The following is a 16,444-nucleotide window of genomic DNA, read 5'->3' as shown; positions in this document are numbered from 1 at the left end:
CGATGCCTGAAACCCGTAAAGTTGTTATCACGCCCGGCGAACCCGCCGGGATTGGCCCTGACCTGGTCGTGCAGCTTGCCCAGCGCGACTGGCCAGTTGAGCTGGTGATCTGCGCCGATGGCGCCCTGTTAACTGACCGAGCCCAGAGGCTCGGTCTTCCTTTATCTCTCCTGCCATACGATGCTGCGCAACCGCCCGTTCCGCAGCGTGCCGGTACGCTGACGCTGCTTAACGTACCGCTGAGCGTCCCGGCGGAGCCCGGCGTGCTGAACGTACAAAACGGCGCCTACGTAGTCGAGACGCTGGCGCGCGCCTGCGACGGCTGCCTGAGCGGCGAATTTGCGGCGTTAGTGACCGGCCCGGTGCACAAAGGCAACATCAACGACGCCGGCATCGCCTTCACCGGTCATACCGAGTTCTTCGAAGAGCGCGCGCAGGCCAGCAAAGTGGTGATGATGCTGGCGACCGAGGAGCTGCGGGTGGCGCTGGTGACGACCCATCTGCCGTTGAAAGCCATCAGCGAGGCGATAACGCCCGACCTGCTGCGCGAGATCATCACGATTCTCGATCACGACCTGCGCACGAAATTTGGCATTGCCCAGCCGCATGTGCTGGTTTGCGGGCTTAACCCGCACGCTGGCGAAGGCGGTCATATGGGAACGGAAGAGATAGACACCATCATTCCGGTGCTGGAAGAGATGCGCGCGAAGGGGATGCACCTCAGCGGTCCGCTGCCAGCTGACACCCTTTTTCAGCCCAAATACCTTGACCATGCCGATGCGGTACTCGCGATGTACCACGATCAGGGCCTGCCCGTGCTAAAATACCAGGGCTTTGGCCGCGGCGTGAATATTACGCTCGGTTTACCTTTTATTCGTACCTCCGTCGACCACGGCACCGCGCTGGAATTAGCGGGCCAGGGAACAGCGGACGTCGGCAGTTTTATCACGGCGCTTAATCTCGCCATCAAAATGATTGTTAATACCCAATGAATAATCGAGTCCATCAGGGCCATTTAGCCCGTAAACGCTTCGGGCAGAACTTCCTCAACGATCAGTTTGTGATCGACAGCATCGTCTCGGCGATTAATCCGCAGAAAGGCCAGGCGATGGTTGAAATCGGCCCCGGTCTCGCCGCGCTGACCGAGCCGGTCGGTGAACGCCTTGACCAGCTGACCGTTATCGAGCTGGACCGCGATCTGGCGGCCCGCCTGCAGACGCATCCGTTCCTCGGGCCGAAGCTGACCATCTATCAGCAGGATGCGATGACCATGAACTTCGGCGAACTGGCGGAGAAAATGGGTCAGCCGCTGCGCGTCTTCGGCAACCTGCCGTACAATATTTCGACCCCGCTGATGTTCCATCTGTTCAGCTATACTGATGCCATTGCCGATATGCACTTTATGCTGCAGAAGGAAGTGGTGAATCGTCTGGTTGCCGGACCGAACAGCAAGGCGTATGGTCGGTTAAGCGTGATGGCGCAATATTATTGCCAGGTGATCCCGGTACTCGAAGTGCCGCCGAGCGCGTTTACCCCGCCGCCTAAGGTCGATTCCGCGGTGGTCCGCCTGGTGCCGCACAGCACGATGCCATATCCGGTCAAAGAGATCCGGGTGCTGAGCCGCATCACCACCGAAGCGTTCAACCAGCGCCGCAAGACCATCCGCAACAGTCTCGGCAATCTGTTCAGCGTGGACGTGCTGACCGAGCTGGGCATCGACCCGGCCATGCGTGCAGAAAATATTTCCGTGGCGCAGTACTGCCAGATGGCCAACTGGCTGTCTGACAATCTGCCATCGAAGGAGAGCTAACCATGATCAATTCGCCTCGTGTTTGCGTTCAGGTGCAAAGCGTCTATATCGAATCGCAGTCTTCTCCGGAAGAAGAGCGCTACGTCTTCGCTTATACCGTCACCATTCGCAATCTGGGGCGGAGTCAGGTTCAGCTGCTTGGCCGCTACTGGCTCATCACTAACGGCCACGGTCGTGAGACTGAAGTTCAGGGTGAAGGGGTGGTCGGCGAGCAACCGCATATTCCCGCCGGCGGTGAATATCAATATACCAGCGGCGCGGTCATTGAAACGCCGCTGGGAACCATGCAGGGTCATTATGAGATGATCGATATCGACGGCGCGCCGTTCCGTATCGAGATCCCTGTTTTCCGTCTCGCAGTTCCAACGCTCATTCATTAAAACAATGTCAACATACCTTATTGGCGACGTTCATGGTTGCTACGATGAACTGATCGCATTATTAGCGCAGGTTGAATTCGACCCGGCGATCGATACGCTGTGGCTGACCGGCGATCTGGTGGCCCGTGGCCCGGGGTCGCTGGAGGTTCTGCGCTATGTCAAATCTCTGGGCGACAGCGTGCGACTGGTGCTGGGCAATCATGATTTACACCTGCTGGCGGTCTTCGCCGGCATCAGCCGCAACAAGCCGAAGGATCGTCTGAAATCACTGCTGGAAGCGCCGGATGCCGATGAGCTCCTCAACTGGCTGCGTCGTCAGCCGCTGCTCCAGGTGGACGAAGAGAAAAAGCTGGTGATGGCCCACGCCGGCATCACCCCGCAGTGGGATCTGGAGACTGCCCAGCAGTGCGCGCGCGATGTAGAAGCGGTGCTCTCCAGCGACTCCTATCCTTTCTTCCTCGATGCCATGTACGGCGACATGCCGAATCACTGGAGCAACGAGCTGAGCGGCCTGGCGCGCCTGCGCTTTATCTCTAACGCCTTCACCCGCATGCGCTACTGCTTCCCGAACGGCCAGCTGGATATGTACTCGAAAGAAGCGCCCGAGGACGCCCCGGCGCCGCTGAAGCCGTGGTTTGCCATTCCGGGACCGGTCAGCAGTGCCTACAGCATTGCCTTTGGTCACTGGGCATCGCTGGAGGGACGCGGTACGCCGGAGGGCATTTACGCGCTGGATACCGGCTGCTGCTGGGGGGGGGAACTCACCTGCCTGCGCTGGGAGGATAAGCAGTACTTTACCCAGCCGTCGAACCGGCAGAAAAGCCTCGACGAAGGCGAAGCCGTCGCGTCCTGAAGAAACAGGCGCCGTCCCCCAGGCCCGCGCAAGCGCAGCGCCGCCGGGCAAGAACTGCGGGCGCGGAGCCTCGTTTGTGTCGGGTGGCGGCTAACGCCTTACCCGACCTACGTTTACGTGCCATTTGTCACCCCGGGCAGCGCTCCGGAAAAACGCACCCCGCGACGGGAAACCTGGCGTAGAAAAAATAGTGGCAGCGGCATCCGCGCTGAATTCACGCCAAAGAAAACCCCGGTCACGCCAGACGCGACCGGGGTTTTTTCATTGCTATCCTTCCCGCTTAACGGCGTTCGAGGATCTCAAAGCAGTAGCTGTGGGAGTTCTGCGCGTCGGCGTCATGAAACTCGCTGAACACCGATTCCCACTGGTCCGGATCGTAATCCGGGAAATGGGTATCGCCTTCCACTTCCGCATCGATATGGGTCAGATAGAGCTTCTGCGCCTTCGGCAGGAACTGCTCATAAACCCGACCGCCGCCGATCACCATGATCTCTTCCACATCGCCGCAGGCGGCAATCGCTTCGTCAACGGAGGAGACCCACTGCACGCGATCGTCGCTGCCTGGCTTGCTGCTGATCACGATATTTTTACGCCCCGGCAACGGGCGCCCAATGGATTCCCAGGTCAGACGCCCCATCACTACTGGCTTATTTAATGTGTTGCGTTTGAACCAGGCGAGATCGGCAGGCAGGTTCCATGGCATGGCGTTTTCCATACCAATGACGCGATCTACCGCTAACGCCGCAATCAGACTGATCATTCATTCATTCCTGAGTACAAAAAATTGTCGCCACTATACGGAAAGCGTACAACTTCGTCGACTGGCCGGAGGGTAAAGAATAAGAAAATTTTCTGATTTGCTGGCAAGCCCACGTTCGTGCCGTGGGCCGCCAGAAAAGGATCCAAACGAAAACAAAATGTTACTGATTAACGTCAGGCGGAGGGCTTATTTTCCGGCTCATCGGCGATATCGCCGGTGTGCCTGCCCTCTTCCGTCCCCTGCCAGCCGTGACGCTGCACCAGCGACAGATGATGACGATCTTCGTTGATGATGCCGGTCAGCATATCGCTGGTCCGCTTGAAGACCGCCACCCGCGACGCCGCATCGTTTTCCGCCATCGCCACCATCTCTTCGACCATCTGCAGGTTGAAGCGACGGAACAGATCGGCCCGCTCGCGCGCTTCATACGCGCCGAGCCCCAGCGCCTCCAGCGTCATCCGGCCGGATTTCAGCGCCGCCTCGAAGGTTTCACGCTCCGGGGCTTCGACGCCAGCCTGACGCAGCTGGATATAGTGATCGACATCGCGGGCGCGGGAGATAATCTGCAGATGCGGAAAATGCTCTTTTACCCTCGCCACCAGCTCCAGGCTGACGTGCGGATCGTCAATGGCATTGATCAACACCTCCGCCTTTTCGGCGCCAGCCGACTCCAGCAGATCGACCCGGGTGGCATCGCCGTAGAAGACCTTCATATCAAATTTGCGCAGGGTATCGACATGGTCCGGGTCGTGATCGAGGATCACCATCTTCACCCCGCTGGAGAGCAGCAGTCGCCCGGCGATCTGCCCGAAGCGGCCAAAGCCGGCGACAATCACCCGCGGCTGCTCTTCATCAATCTCGTCCGCATCCCGCGCCTGGCCGCTGGACGATTTCTCCAGACGGGTCAGCAGCACCAGCAGGATGGGGGTTGCCGCCATCGACAGCGCCACCGCCAGGGTCAGCGCCTTTGCCCATTCGCCGTCCAGCACCTCCGCCATCCGCGCGGCGCCAAAGACCACAAACGCGAACTCACTCCCCTGCCCCAGCAGCACCGCAAACCAGCGGCGCTGGGCGCGAGGCACGCCAAGCGGTCTGGCGATAAGCCACAGCATCAGCATTTTTATCGCCAGGAAACCCACCAGCAAAATCACAATACGCAGCGGATGGGTAACCAGGGTGCCGAAATCAATCGACATCCCGACGCCGATAAAGAACAGCCCCAGCAGCAGGCCCTTAAACGGCTCAATATCGCTCTCCAGCGCATGGCGATACTCGGAGCTGGCCAGCAGCACCCCGGCGAGAAACGCCCCCATCGCCATCGACAGCCCCACCTCTTCCAGCAACAGCCCAAAGCCGAAGACCAGGAACAGGGCCACGGCGCTGAACACTTCGCGCAGACCGGAACGGGCGACAAAGCGCAGCAGCGGGCGGGTCAGATAGCGCCCCAGAACCACCACCAGCGCCAGCGCCGCGGCCACCTTCAGCGCGGAGAGGGCAAAAGCCATCAGCGAAGTGGCGCCGCCGCTGGCCGCCAGCAGCGGGATCATCGCCACCAGCGGGATCGCCGCGATATCCTGGAACAGCAGCACCGCGAAGGCGCTGCGCCCCATCTGCGACATCGTCAAATTGCGCTCATTCATCGCCTGCATGGCGATAGCGGTTGAGGAGAGCGCCAGGGTCATACCGATCAGCTCGGCCACCTGCCAGCGCAGGCCCAGCAGCATGCAAAAGAGGCCGATCAATACCCCACAGGCCACCATCTGCAGCGCGCCGCCGCCAAACACCGAAGCGCGCAGCTTCCACAGACGCTGCGGATCCAGCTCCAGACCAATGACGAACAGCATCAGCACCACGCCAATCTCGGCAAAGTGCAGAATCGCCTCGGCGTCGGTCACCAGCCGCAGCCCCCACGGCCCGATAATACAGCCGGCGATGAGATAGCCCAGCACCGACCCAAGCCCAAGGCGGACGGCGATGGGCACAATCAGCGCCGCGGCGCCAAGGTAAATCAGCGCCTGTATCAGCGTATGGCTATCCATTCTGATGTGCCTCCTGCCAGTCGATTAAGCGTTGACGATAGTGGCGGGCCTGCGCCTGCAGCGTTTCGTCATCGCAGATAAAGGTGCAGTGCATGGCGAACGGCGGCAGCCATTTCATCCCGCAGTAAAGCGCGGTGGCCTGCAGCGGCTGCGCCAGCACCGGAAAACCGGGAAACGAACCGATATCAAAGTGGCTTTCACCGCCGCCGGTGGTCACCGCCCACATCAGCGATTTACCGCGCAGCGCAATACCGTTATGGCCATAGGCCCAGCCGTGCGACAGCACTTTGTCCATCCACAGCTTCAGCAGCGGCGGCACGCTATACCACTGCATCGGGTGCTGCCAGATAACCAGATCGGCACGGGCGAGCGCCGCCTGCTCGGCGGCGACATCGATATTAAAGTCGGGATAGAGTTGATAAAGGGAGCGTATCTCTACGCCTTCAAGCGTCCCTGCTTGTTCAAGCATTCGCTTATTCGCATGAGAATGCTGCGGATAAGGATGCGCATAAATTATCAGAATCATTGATTGGCCTGCGTTAGCTCTTGTCGTAATCAGCAAGAGTGTAGACAGTTAAGCGAACCGCTTACAATGATAACTGTGATTTATGTCGCGGTGGTGTACGTAACGCGCGCCTGAATGGAAAACGTCAGGCCTTAATTATCCAGCTCATCCATGGATTTCACCTGATCGCGGTTAATCTGCTCCACGCGTCCGGTTTCGGCATTTTTGTAGGAGACCAGACCGGTATCATCATCCACCTGCGGTTTACCGCTGGTGACAATGGTCTTGCCGTCGGTGGTTTTGATCGACTGATTCGATGAGCAACCGGCCACGAACATGATTGCCGTCGCTGCCAGCGCGGATGCCACCAGAATATTGTTCCGCATTGTATCCTCCTGTCTTTTCATCAATAGGTATCGTTATGGTGCTAACTATAGTTAGCCTGACCCGACAGGGGGTTAAAAGCAGAACTCTCTGAAGATGGCCGCAGCCCAAAAAAATGGGCTGACGATGTCGTCAGCCCAGGTTTGTTGCTATCCGGCCAGGCCGGAGCGCTTATTTGGTGATTTGCGCGTGCATTTCCTGAACCGAAATCACCTTGTCGGTGGCGTCAGCGTTCAGCGCCATCGCGGTGGCAAAGCCGCCGTTCAGGGTGGTGTCATAGTGCACTTTGTACTGCAGGGCGCTGCGGCGAATCAGCTTGGAGTCTTCAATCGCCTGACGACCTGCGGTGGTGTTGATGATGTAGGTGTATTCGCCATTCTTGATACGGTCCTGAATGTGCGGACGACCTTCATGCACCTTGTTCACCAGACGCGGGTTGATGCCCGCTTCGCCCAGCACAATCGCGGTACCGTGGGTTGCATCCAGCTCGAAACCAAACTTCAGCAGCTTCGCCGCCAGGTCGACCACGCGCTCTTTGTCGCCTTCGCGGACGGAGAGCAGCGCGCGCCCCTGTTTCTTCATGGTCGAGTTGCTGCCCAGCTGCGCCTTGGCGAACGCTTCGGCAAAGGTGCGGCCGACGCCCATAACTTCCCCGGTGGAGCGCATTTCTGGCCCTAACAGCGGGTCAACGCCCGGGAATTTGTTGAACGGCAGAACCACCTCTTTCACCGAGTAGTACGGCGGGATGATCTCTTTGGTCACGCCCTGCTGCGCCAGCGTCTTACCGGCCATCACGCGCGCCGCCACTTTCGCCAGCGGTACGCCGGTGGCTTTGGAGACGAACGGCACGGTACGCGCCGCACGCGGGTTGACTTCAATCAGATAGACTTCGTTATCTTTCACCGCGAACTGGACGTTCATCAGACCGCGAACCTGCAGCTCGAAGGCCAGCTTCTGCACCTGCTCGCGCATCACATCCTGAATCTCTTTGCTCAGGGTGTAGGCTGGCAGGGAACAGGCGGAGTCGCCAGAGTGAACGCCTGCCTGCTCGATATGCTCCATGATGCCGCCAATCAGCACCATTTCACCATCGCAGATAGCATCGACATCCACTTCAATCGCGTCGTCGAGGAAGCGGTCCAGCAGCACCGGCGCGTCGTTGGAGACGCTGACCGCAGTCTGGAAGTAGCGGCGCAGATCCTGCTCGTCATAGACGATCTCCATCGCCCGACCGCCCAGCACGTAAGACGGACGCACCACCAGCGGGTAGCCAATCTCTTTCGCTTTCTCTACCGCCTGTTCAATGGCGGTGACGGTGGCGTTCGCCGGCTGCTTCAGCTTCAGACGGTCAACCGCGTGCTGGAAGCGCTCACGGTCTTCCGCACGGTCGATAGCGTCCGGGCTGGTACCGATAACCGGTACGCCTGCGGCTTCCAGAGCGCGCGCCAGCTTCAGCGGCGTCTGGCCGCCGTACTGCACGATAACGCCTTTTGGCTTCTCGATACGCACGATTTCCAGCACGTCTTCCAGGGTGACCGGCTCGAAGTACAGACGGTCGGAAGTGTCGTAGTCAGTAGAGACGGTTTCCGGGTTACAGTTGACCATGATGGTCTCGTAACCGTCTTCGCGCAGCGCCAGCGAGGCGTGTACGCAGCAGTAGTCGAATTCGATACCCTGACCGATACGGTTCGGGCCGCCGCCGAGGACCATGATTTTATCGCGGTCAACGGACGGGTTGGACTCGCACTCTTCTTCATAAGTGGAGTACATATAGGCGGTATCGGTGGCGAATTCCGCGGCGCAAGTGTCCACACGCTTGTAGACCGGGTGCAGATCATACTGGTCGCGCAGTTTGCGGATTTCCGCTTCCCGCACGCCCGCCAGCTTCGCCAGACGCGCATCGGCAAAGCCTTTACGCTTCAGGGTGCACAGGAAGTCAGCGTCGAGGCCGTTGATGCCCACTTCCGCCACTTTCTCTTCCAGACGGACCAGCTCTTCAATCTGCACCAGGAACCAGCGGTCGATGTTGGTCAGGTTGAAAACGCCGTCAACCGAGAGGCCCGCGCGGAACGCGTCGGCGATGTACCAGATACGCTCAGCGCCGGCGTCTTTCAGTTCGCGGCGGATTTTAGTCAGCGCTTCCGGATCGTCGAGGCTCACTTTCGGGTCGAAGCCAGTGGCGCCCACTTCCAGACCGCGCAGCGCTTTCTGCAAGGACTCCTGCTGGGTACGGCCAATCGCCATCACTTCGCCGACGGACTTCATCTGGGTGGTCAGACGGTCGTTGGCGCCGGCGAATTTTTCGAAGTTAAAGCGTGGGATTTTCGTGACCACGTAGTCGATGGACGGCTCGAAGGAAGCCGGGGTACGGCCGCCGGTGATGTCGTTCATCAGCTCGTCGAGGGTGTAACCTACCGCCAGCTTGGCGGCCACTTTAGCAATCGGGAAGCCGGTGGCTTTGGAGGCCAGCGCCGAGGAGCGGGAAACGCGCGGGTTCATTTCGATAACGATCAGGCGACCGTTTTTCGGGTTGACCGCGAACTGAACGTTAGAGCCGCCGGTTTCGACGCCGATTTCACGCAGCACCGCCATCGAGGCGTTACGCATGATTTGGTACTCTTTGTCGGTCAGGGTCTGCGCCGGCGCAACGGTGATGGAGTCACCGGTATGGATCCCCATGGCGTCGAAGTTTTCGATAGAGCAGACGATGATGCAGTTGTCGTTCTTATCGCGCACCACTTCCATCTCATACTCTTTCCAGCCGATCAGCGATTCATCAATCAGCAGCTCGTTGGTGGGAGAGAGATCCAGGCCGCGGGTACAAATCTCTTCGAACTCTTCGCGGTTATAGGCGATGCCGCCGCCGGTGCCGCCCATGGTGAACGACGGACGGATGATGCACGGATAGCCGACGTCAGCCGCTACCGCCAGCGCCTCTTCCATCGTGTGGGCGATACCGGAACGCGCGGTGTCGAGACCGATTTTTTTCATCGCGATATCGAAACGGCGACGGTCTTCGGCCTTGTCAATCGCATCGGCGGTGGCGCCAATCATGGTCACGCCGAATTCAGCCAGCACCCCCTGACGCTCCAGCTCCAGCGCGCAGTTCAGCGCCGTCTGGCCGCCCATGGTCGGCAGCACCGCGTCCGGGCGCTCTTTTTCGATGATTTTGCGCACCACTTCCCAGTGAATCGGCTCGATGTAGGTGGCATCGGCCATTTCCGGGTCGGTCATGATGGTCGCCGGGTTAGAGTTCACCAGGATAACGCGGTAGCCCTCTTCGCGCAGGGCTTTACAGGCCTGGGCGCCGGAGTAGTCAAACTCGCACGCCTGACCGATAACAATCGGGCCCGCGCCCAGAATCAGGATACTTTTTATGTCTGTACGTTTTGGCATGGCTCTTTTACTCCTGATTATTTCGCGGACTGACGGTATTGCTCAATTAACTCGATAAAGTGGTCGAACAGCGGCGCGGCATCGTGCGGCCCCGGGCTCGCCTCAGGGTGGCCCTGGAAGCTGAACGCCGGCTTGTCGGTGCGATGGATCCCCTGCAGGGTGCCGTCGAACAGCGACTTGTGGGTCACGCGCAGGTTGGCCGGCAGCGTCGCCTCATCCACGGCGAAACCGTGGTTCTGGGCGGTGATCATCACCACGTTATTATCAATATCTTTCACCGGGTGGTTGCCGCCGTGGTGGCCGAACTTCATCTTAATGGTCTTGGCGCCGCTCGCCAGCGCCAGCAGCTGATGGCCGAGGCAGATGCCGAACACCGGAATATCGGTCTCCAGGAATTTTTCAATCGCGTCGATAGCGTAATCACACGGCGCCGGGTCGCCAGGACCGTTGGAGAGGAAAATGCCGTCCGGATTGAGCGCCAGCACATCCGCCGCCGAAGTTTTCGCCGGCACCACCGTCAGGCGGCAGCCGCGATCAACCAGCATGCGCAGGATGTTGCGTTTCGCGCCGAAGTCATACGCGACGACGTGGAACGGCAGCTCGCTTTCCGCTTTCGCTTCCGGCAGGTCGCCCGCCAGGGTCCAGCTGCCTTGCGTCCAGCTGTAGGTTTCTGCGGTGGTCACTTCCTTCGCCAGGTCCATGCCGTTCAGGCCAGGGAACGCTTTCGCTTTTTCCAGCGCCAGCTGGGCATCCGGACTGTCGCCCGCGATGATGCAGCCGTTCTGCGCCCCTTTCTCACGCAGCAGACGCGTCAGCTTGCGGGTATCGATATCGGCAATCGCCACGATGTTATGGCGCTTCAGATAGGAAGAGAGGTCTTCGGTACTGCGGAAGTTGCTGGCAATCAGCGGCAGGTCGCGAATAACCAGACCCTGAGCATGTACCTGAGAAGATTCTTCATCGGCGGCGTTGGTGCCGACATTACCAATATGAGGATAAGTAAGAGTGACGATTTGGCGGGAATAGGAAGGATCAGTGAGGATTTCTTGATAACCGGTCATTGAAGTATTGAAAACGACTTCCCCAACCGCCGTGCCGGTTGCCCCGATGGCCCGACCGTGAAACTGGGTTCCGTCTTCCAGAACCAATAGCGCTGACTTAATCAAAACATCCTCCAGAGAATATCCACTCACTTTATTTGCATATTAATTCATAAACACGATCTGAATCAATGCAAATCTGTTGCCCGCAGATTTTTGGCAAACGGCGGCATTCTGGAGAGATGTCGGATAAAAGTCAACTTAAAGCGGAGATTTTTAATGTCATTTTACGCCACTGGCGCATAACACGTGATTTTTACGCCAAAAAGATCAACAAACCTGGCTGAGAAAACGCTTGCGGACGGCGAAGAGTGTAAAACCTGGCGCTGAGCGGCAAAAAAGTGGACCAAATGGTCAAAATTTACATTTCGTTCACTAAAAAACCGAACAACATCCAAACTTATAGCCTTCTCAGATGAACAACAACCAAAAACAGCCAAAAATAAAAAAGGGCAACAAAATATTGCCCCTTGCATCAATAACTTATTGATAGCAATAACCACATCACGATGGGTAATAATCGTTATAAACCATTCAGTTCCAGCACGTCACGCATATCAAAGAGGCCATTTTTCTTGCCTTTCAGCCACAATGCAGAGCGAACCGCACCATTAGCAAATGTCATCCGACTGGAGGCTTTATGGGTGATCTCAATACGTTCGCCAATATCAGCAAACATCGCTGTATGTTCACCGACGATATCCCCCGCGCGGACGGTCGCGAAGCCAATAGTGCCCGGGACGCGTTCGCCAGTGTGGCCTTCACGACTGTAGACCGCGCAGTCCTTGAGATCTTTGTTCAATGCCCCGGCGATCGCTTCGCCCATCGCCAGCGCGGTGCCTGACGGCGCATCCACTTTATGCCGATGGTGCGCTTCGATAATTTCGATGTCGGTGTAGTCGCCCATCACCTTCGCCGCCTTCTCCAGCAGCTTTAACAGAACATTGACGCCGACGCTAAAGTTAGCGGCAAAGACAATGGCAATCTCCTGCGCGGCATCGCTAATCGCCTGCTTGCCAGCGTCGTCAAAACCGGTGGTGCCGATGACCATCCCTTTGCCGTGGTCGCGGCAAAACGCCAGATGGTTCAGCGTGCCTTCCGGGCGGGTAAAATCGATCAACACGTCGAAATCATCTTTTACCGCCGTCAGGCTACTCTGCACCGTGACGCCCGCTTTGCCGGCGCCCGCCAGCTCGCCGGCGTCGCTGCCCACCAGGCTGGATCCTTCACGCTCCAGCGCCGCGCCCAGCGCCACTCCATCCATCTGCAGCGCAGCCTGAATTAACTGGCGTCCCATCCGGCCGCCCGCGCCGGCGATGGCCACGCGGATTTGTGCATCATGCATAGCTATTCTCTTTTGTTAACATTACGTAAATTGTTTTCAGAGTAACCAGCCCGTCAGCGGGCCGCTACTCAAAAACGCCGATAATTAGAAATTTATGACAAACGGCGGACGATATCAGTAAAAACTATATGATTGTGCCGCAATTCCTCGTTTACGCAGTGAGAACCAGGATGCGAATGATGATGCCCCGCCCGCACGGTGCGGGCGAGGACCATGTTGCAGAGGGTTACAGCGGGAAAAGCGCGCCGGCGGGAAACGCGGATAAAAACCAGGTCACCGCCAGCAGATCGGCGCTACCGCCGGGGCTAAGATGGCGGGCAATCAGATCGTCATCAAACTGGCGCAACGCCTCCAGCCCACCGTCAGCCAGCACGCCGCCCTGCCACAGCAGCCGCTGCGCCTCCTGCTGGACATAGTTCAATCCGGCCAGCCCGCCGCGTGACACCAGGTTGGTGTCATCATTCCATGCCATCAGATGCAGCAGGGTTTGCAGTAGCGCCAGATTGCTGTCGCCGGTCTCCTCCATCATGCGGTTAAAGACCGGTAATGCCTGGGTGCGCACAGTCAGGAATCCGCTCTCCGCCTCGCCGCGGGCGCCGGAGAAGCCGTAACGCAGAAAATGCATCTCGCCTTTGCTCAGCCGTTCCCCACTGGCGGAGGACAATTCCTGCATAACCATGCCGCGACAGAAGCGCGCCACCTGGTCGCAAAGCCGGTGCTGCTCTATCGGCTCGCCTTTCGAGACCAGCCTGCCCGCTGCCGCGCTGAGCAGGCCAAAAGCGAAGATCGCCCCACGATGGGTATTCACCCCGCCGGTGACCTCCAGCATATCGTTCTCGCAGGCCATTCCCACCGGACGCAGCATCATCAACACCTGCTCCGGCGCGACCGCCGCGGTATCGTGGCCCATGATAAAAAACTTCTCCATCCACGGCGCCACCACCGCGGTACTGGCCTCAAACGAGGCCAGATCCATATCCCGGTGCGCGCCAGCGTTACGAATATCCACCAGCCCGGGCTTAGGGGTCAGGCGAACTTCGGTCAACAGCGCGCGCTCTACCGCGCTGACCACCTCTTCGGCGCTCAGTGGTTTTCCGCGTAGCACACGCGGAGGTTGAATTAACACGTCGCTCATAGCCTTTCCCCTCTGCGCTTAGTCGCTGTTTTTCACCTGATGGATCACATCGATGACCGAACCGTCGCGATAGCGGACTACCGCCACCACCCGATCGGTAAATTCGATCGCTTTCGGTTTGCCCGTCAGCAACTCCGCGCACTGCTGCAGTTCCTCAATGGTCATCAGCGCAATACCGGCGTTGCGTAAATTGTCGATCAGGTCCTGGCGCGCCGGGTTTACCGCAATGCCATGGTCGGTGACCAGCACATCCACACTGGCTCCCGGCGTCACGCGGGTAAGCACCTTTTCCACGACGCAGGGAATGCGGCCGCGAACTAACGGCGCGGTAATGATGGTCAAATCCGCGCCGGCGGCGGTATCGCTATGGCCGCCTGACGCGCCGCGCAGCACGCCATTGGAGCCGGTCATCACGTTGACGTTAAAGTCGGTGTCAATTTCCAGCGCGCTGAGCATTACCACGTTTAAGCGCTCGCAGGAGGCCCCTTTGGAACCCGGGCTGGCATACTGATTGGTAGAGATTTCGACGTGGTTCGGGTTCTGCGCCAGCGAGCGCGCCGCATCGCCATCGAACGACTGGGTGTCGAGCAGCGTTTTAATCAGCCCTTTCTCATGCAGATCGACCATCGTCCCGGTGATGCCGCCAAGGCCGAAGCTGGCGGTGATACCGTTGCGGCGCATTTTGTCTTCCAGGAAGCGGCTCACCGCCAGCGAGGCGCCGCCGGTACCGGTCTGCAGTGAGAAACCCTCTTTAAAGTAACCGGAGTGTTCAACCACCTTCGCCGCCTGGCGGGCGATCAGCAGCTCGCGCGGGTTGCTGGTCAGACGAATGGCGCCAGCGGTGATTTTTTCCGGATCGCCTACTTCGTCCACCTGAACGATCAGATCCACCTGATCCTGGGCGATACTGGCCGGGTAGTTAGGGTAGTCCACCCACTCTTCGGTCAACAGCACGACGCATTTGGCATGTTCCGCATCAACGCGCGCGTAGCCCAGCGAGCCGCAGCGCGACTTACCGCTAAAGCCGTTGGCATTGCCAAACTCATCGCAGCAGGGAACGCCGAGGAACGCCACGTCAATGGACAACTCACCGCTTTGGATCAGCTGTACGCGACCACCATGAGAGTGGATCTGCACCGGATTTTCCATCAGCCCGGCGGAGATCTCCTCGCCGAGCTTCCCGCGCAGGCCGGAGGTGTAGATCTGGCGGATCACGCCGTTTTTAATATGCTCGATCAGCGGCCAGTGAGCGTCGATAAGCGAACTGGACGCCAGGGTCAGATCGCGAAAGCCCATCTCCGCCAGCTTCGCCACCACCATATTGACCACTTTGTCACCGCCGCGAAACGCGTGGTGGAACGAGATGGTCATGCCGTTTCGCAGGCCGGAACGACGGATTGCCGTTTCCAGCGAGTCGCAGATTTTACGCCGCCGCTTTTCCGTCTCACTGGCCAGCCATGGGCTTTTCGCCGTCACGCCGCTGTAAGGGGTCAATCCTTCCGGCATCACATACTGCTGATTAAGCATTGCTACTGTCTCTTTCATCTTATTCCCCTTAATCACGAATACCGGAAGCTGAAAGCGCCACCACTTTGCGCGCGTGGTCGATAATCGGTCCATCGATCATCTTGCCGTTCAGCGACACCACGCCCAGACCGCGCGACTCTGCCTCTTCCGCCGCGGCAATCACCTCCAGCGCATGGTCGACCTCTTTTCGCGTCGGGGCATAGACCTGGTGCAACAGTTCGATCTGGCGCGGGTTGACCAGTGATTTCCCGTTGAAGCCGAGGTTCTTCGCCAGATTCGCTTCCGCGAGGAAGCCCTCTTCATTATTAATATCCGACCACACGACGTCATAGGCGGCGATGCCGGCGACCCGCGCAGCATGTAGCACGGCGCAGCGGGCATAGAACAGCTCAGTGCCGTCGCCGCGGGAGGTGCCCATATCCATAACGTAGTCGAAGGCCGCCAGCGCGATGGCCGACAGACGCGGGCTGGCGCGGGCGATCTCGACCGCGTTTACCACCCCCAGCGCCGACTCGATGGCCGCCATAAGCCTGGTGCTACCCACTTCCCGGCCGCACTCGCGTTCAATCCGCTCAACGTGGGCTTCCAGTTCATGAATATCTTCTTTGCTGTCGGTTTTCGGCAGACGTACCATGTCCACACCCGCGCGTACCACCGCTTCCAGGTCGGCCAGACCAAACGGCGTATTTAGCGGGTTAATGCGCACCACGGTTTCGATATCCTGATACAGCGGATGCTGCAACGCCTGATACACCAGCAGGCGAGCGGTATCTTTCTCGCGCAGCGAAACGGCATCTTCAAGGTCGAACATCACCGCATCGGCGCCGTAAACGAATGAAGTACTTAACATGGCGGCATTGGCGCCGGGGATAAACAGCATACTGCGACGTGGTTTCATAGCTGGCTCCATTGCAATTGAGACTGTTGCGCCGCGCGCAGGGCCGCAGCCTGAACCCGGGCGCGCAGAACGCACTCCAGCGCCCCTTTATCATCCACCACCACGTTGGCCTGGCTAACGCCGAGCTGCGTCAGGGTTTCTCTGACCACCTGCTCAATCGCATCGCCAAACTGCTGCTTCACAATGCTGTCGATCTCCAGTTGAATGCCCGGCTGCGTCGCCGGCCCAATCCTGACCATCACATCGCTGGACTCCAGCGTGCCGGCCAGGGCGTCAATCTTCATTTCCATAGAGGCAAATCCTTTGTTATGG

At 58.8% G+C, this 16,444-nt stretch carries 15 protein-coding genes; 4 read left to right on the top strand and 11 right to left on the bottom strand.

What is annotated here, in order from left to right:
- Positions 1 to 2: 2 nt before the first annotated feature.
- The 4 genes from pdxA to apaH are packed head-to-tail and all read left to right on the top strand — an operon-like array spanning position 3 to position 3,043.
- Positions 3 to 992, top strand: a complete 990-nt coding sequence (gene pdxA / locus AC6CWS_RS04740; protein WP_023291951.1) for a 4-hydroxythreonine-4-phosphate dehydrogenase PdxA — start codon at positions 3 to 5, stop codon at positions 990 to 992.
- Positions 989 to 1,810 carry a 16S rRNA (adenine(1518)-N(6)/adenine(1519)-N(6))-dimethyltransferase RsmA gene (gene rsmA, locus AC6CWS_RS04735; protein WP_023291950.1) on the top strand — a complete coding sequence of 274 codons (822 nt, stop codon included), beginning with the start codon at positions 989 to 991 and terminating at the stop codon, positions 1,808 to 1,810. Before pdxA ends, rsmA begins: the two co-directional genes overlap by 4 nt.
- A gap of 2 nt (positions 1,811 to 1,812) precedes the next feature.
- Positions 1,813 to 2,190, top strand: coding sequence for a Co2+/Mg2+ efflux facilitator ApaG/CorD (gene apaG / locus AC6CWS_RS04730; protein ID WP_004204274.1), 378 nt, complete (start codon positions 1,813 to 1,815; stop codon positions 2,188 to 2,190).
- A 4-nt stretch (positions 2,191 to 2,194) separates the two neighbouring features.
- Positions 2,195 to 3,043 (top strand): bis(5'-nucleosyl)-tetraphosphatase (symmetrical) ApaH, encoded by an 849-nt coding sequence (gene apaH / locus AC6CWS_RS04725; RefSeq protein WP_023291949.1) that lies wholly within the window; start codon positions 2,195 to 2,197, stop codon positions 3,041 to 3,043.
- 280 nt (positions 3,044 to 3,323) lie between these two features.
- On the opposite strand, the gene folA is transcribed toward apaH, so the two are convergent.
- From folA to citD, 11 genes are all read right to left on the bottom strand, one after another.
- Complete coding sequence (gene folA / locus AC6CWS_RS04720) at positions 3,324 to 3,803, bottom strand: type 3 dihydrofolate reductase (RefSeq protein WP_004204271.1); 480 nt, start codon at positions 3,801 to 3,803, stop codon at positions 3,324 to 3,326.
- 173 nt (positions 3,804 to 3,976) lie between these two features.
- On the bottom strand, positions 3,977 to 5,842 hold the full coding sequence (gene kefC, locus AC6CWS_RS04715) for a glutathione-regulated potassium-efflux system protein KefC (RefSeq protein WP_023291948.1): 1,866 nt from the start codon (positions 5,840 to 5,842) through the stop codon (positions 3,977 to 3,979).
- Positions 5,835 to 6,368 (bottom strand): glutathione-regulated potassium-efflux system oxidoreductase KefF, encoded by a 534-nt coding sequence (gene kefF / locus AC6CWS_RS04710; RefSeq protein ID WP_004204269.1) that lies wholly within the window; start codon positions 6,366 to 6,368, stop codon positions 5,835 to 5,837. The genes kefC and kefF overlap by 8 nt, the downstream gene beginning before the upstream one ends.
- Positions 6,369 to 6,499: 131 nt before the next feature.
- Positions 6,500 to 6,733 carry a YgdI/YgdR family lipoprotein gene (locus tag AC6CWS_RS04705; RefSeq protein ID WP_002888059.1) on the bottom strand — a complete coding sequence of 78 codons (234 nt, stop codon included), beginning with the start codon at positions 6,731 to 6,733 and terminating at the stop codon, positions 6,500 to 6,502.
- Positions 6,734 to 6,902: 169 nt separating this feature from the next.
- Entirely contained in the window at positions 6,903 to 10,127 is a 3,225-nt protein-coding gene (carB, locus tag AC6CWS_RS04700; protein WP_065882775.1) for a carbamoyl-phosphate synthase large subunit, read from the bottom strand.
- Positions 10,128 to 10,144: 17 nt separating this feature from the next.
- On the bottom strand, positions 10,145 to 11,293 hold the full coding sequence (gene carA / locus AC6CWS_RS04695) for a glutamine-hydrolyzing carbamoyl-phosphate synthase small subunit (RefSeq protein ID WP_023291945.1): 1,149 nt from the start codon (positions 11,291 to 11,293) through the stop codon (positions 10,145 to 10,147).
- 457 nt (positions 11,294 to 11,750) lie between these two features.
- On the bottom strand, positions 11,751 to 12,572 hold the full coding sequence (gene dapB / locus AC6CWS_RS04690; RefSeq protein ID WP_065882776.1) for a 4-hydroxy-tetrahydrodipicolinate reductase: 822 nt from the start codon (positions 12,570 to 12,572) through the stop codon (positions 11,751 to 11,753).
- 226 nt (positions 12,573 to 12,798) lie between these two features.
- Positions 12,799 to 13,707: a triphosphoribosyl-dephospho-CoA synthase CitG gene (gene citG, locus AC6CWS_RS04685; protein ID WP_032453157.1), complete on the bottom strand. Its 909-nt coding sequence runs from the start codon at positions 13,705 to 13,707 to the stop codon at positions 12,799 to 12,801.
- An 18-nt stretch (positions 13,708 to 13,725) separates the two neighbouring features.
- Entirely contained in the window at positions 13,726 to 15,252 is a 1,527-nt protein-coding gene (citF, locus tag AC6CWS_RS04680; protein ID WP_065882777.1) for a citrate lyase subunit alpha, read from the bottom strand.
- Positions 15,253 to 15,262: 10 nt separating this feature from the next.
- Positions 15,263 to 16,132 (bottom strand): citrate (pro-3S)-lyase subunit beta, encoded by an 870-nt coding sequence (gene citE / locus AC6CWS_RS04675; RefSeq protein ID WP_023291941.1) that lies wholly within the window; start codon positions 16,130 to 16,132, stop codon positions 15,263 to 15,265.
- Complete coding sequence (gene citD / locus AC6CWS_RS04670) at positions 16,129 to 16,422, bottom strand: citrate lyase acyl carrier protein (protein ID WP_023291940.1); 294 nt, start codon at positions 16,420 to 16,422, stop codon at positions 16,129 to 16,131. Before citD ends, citE begins: the two co-directional genes overlap by 4 nt.
- Positions 16,423 to 16,444 lie beyond the last annotated feature (22 nt).

Source organism: Klebsiella sp. M041, from assembly GCF_059759695.1.
The sequence above is the reverse complement of the archived record's forward strand: the minus strand, read 5'-3'. Positions and strand labels throughout refer to the sequence as shown.